A 1,997-nucleotide genomic window follows, 5' to 3' on the forward strand; every position below is an offset into this window, starting at 1 on the left:
GCCCAGAACAGCATGGCGGCGGTGGCAGCCGAGGGCAGCACCGTCTGGGTTTTGATCCGCCGCTTGAACTCCTCGTGCAGCCGTTCGATGGCATTGGTGGTGCGGGCCGACTTCCATTGCGAGGACGGCAGCGTCGTGAAAGCAAACAGCGCCTCGCCCGCCTCCTCCAGGCTGTCCGCCACCGCCCGATGCCGCAGCCGCCATTTGCGGAGAAAGGCCTGGCGGCGCTCCTCAATTTCCTCGGCCGTGGCGGCATAGATCATGTCGGTGTAGTCCGCCGTGATCGCGTCGTAGAGACGCTTGGGCGCATGGGCGAGCAGGTTGCGGTGCTTATGCACCGTGCCGCGCTGCAGGGGCACACCCTCCCACACGGCCGCGAGCGCCTGCTCCAGGCCCGGCGCGCCATCCACGATGACAAAGGCTGGCCGCCGCAGCTGGCGCGCGACGAGGTCGTCGAGGACCGCACGCCAGGCGGCCGTGGTCTCGCCGCCCATGTTCCGGACGGCCAGCAAGACCTTCTGGCCATCCTCGCGCACCCCGATCACCACCAGCAGCGCAATCGAGGTCGCCTTCTTGTCGAGCCGGACGCGCACCACCGTGCCGTCGAGGATCAGCCGCACGATCGGCTCGTCGGCGAGCGAGCGCTGGTTCCAGGCTTGCCAGTCGGCCTGCACCTTGCGCCAGACCCGGCTGACCGTGTCCTTGCCCACCGCCCCGCCGAACAAGGCCGCCAGTGTACCGCCCGCAGTTTTTGAGACACCGGATTGAAGCCTACGCGGCGAGGGCCGCGGATGGAAGCTGGTTGTGCCGGACGGCTTTCGGCGTCTGAAATCCGTGCCGGGCTATCAGCCAGGTGGAGTTGTAGGTTTCTCGGAAGGTCAGCAGCGCCTGGCGCAACTCCTCGATGGTTTCGAACGAGCGCACCCACAGCAGGTTTTCCTTCAGGGTGCGGATGAACCGCTCCGCACAGCCATTGCCTTCAGGAGCCTGCACAAAGGCCGGCGAACTCTCGATCCCAAGGAACCGCAACTCGTCCTGGAATGCTCGCGACATGTATTGGCTGCCATGGTCGTGCCGGATCGACAGGCCTGAAGCAATCCCTTTGCTAAAGCCGCCAAAGTGCTCGCGTACGCCCTGGCGCAGCGGCTCGAGAGCTTCAAAGCGGGTGGCTTGGCGACTGGCATGAATGCCGACGCACTCGGCACTGTAGTGATCGACCGCCACGAACACGGCAGCTTGCCCTTCGCCAGTCCAAGCGGTGGTCATGTCGGTGCCCCACAGGGTGTCGATGGTTGCCGGAATGATCGTGCCGTCGTGGTTGCGCGGCCCACGCGGCGCCCCCATCCGGGACGGCGCCAGCAGGTCGTGCTCGCGCATCAGCCGCAACACACGGCGGAGCGAGGTGCGGATGCCCTTCAGGCGCAGGCGGGCCCAAACTTTCCGATGCCCCTCGCCATGGAACGGACTGGCGGCCAGGACGGCACGGATCTCGGTTGTGAGCACTGGATCGGACAGCGGTCCGACCGGGCCGCGGCGCCGCCGGTCCGTCTGCGGCTGACGCTGCCGGTAGACGCTCGCCCGGGCCACGCGCCAGATCCGGCAGACACGCGCCAAGCCATAGGGCCGGCCGCTGCTCGGCGAGAGGGCCCGGCTCATCGCCTCGACCTCCTCTGAGCTAAAGGGCGGCCGCCCTCCAGAAGGGCAATCTTGGCCTCCAGCAGCTCACGCTCCAGCAGCATCTCGCCGAGCCGGGCCTTGAGCCGCTCAGTCCCCAGCGCCTCACCGGTGGCCAGCCGGGTGGCGAGACTGGCCTCGCCGGCTGCCAGGAAAGCATCGCGCCAGCCGCTCAGCGTGGCGGCCGTCACGCCCAGGGAGCGCGAGACCGTGTCCAGATCCTCACCGCGCAGCAGCCGCAGAACCGCCTCGCGTTTGCGCTGGCGCGACATGCGCCCACCACGGCCCGGACCGGCCGCATCCTTCATCATCTCTGTCATCAT

2 pseudogenes are annotated in these 1,997 nt (G+C 67.9%); both read right to left on the bottom strand.

Annotation, left to right across the window (positions count from 1 at the left end):
- Nucleotides 1-734 (bottom strand): annotated as a pseudogene (locus DDF70_RS36100) (IS256 family transposase); the annotation flags it as partial.
- A gap of 37 nt (nucleotides 735-771) precedes the next feature.
- Nucleotides 772-1,997: pseudogene (locus tag DDF70_RS36105) on the bottom strand (IS3 family transposase).

The organism is Microvirga calopogonii, assembly GCF_003347665.1.
GTDB lineage: Bacteria > Pseudomonadota > Alphaproteobacteria > Rhizobiales > Beijerinckiaceae > Microvirga > Microvirga calopogonii.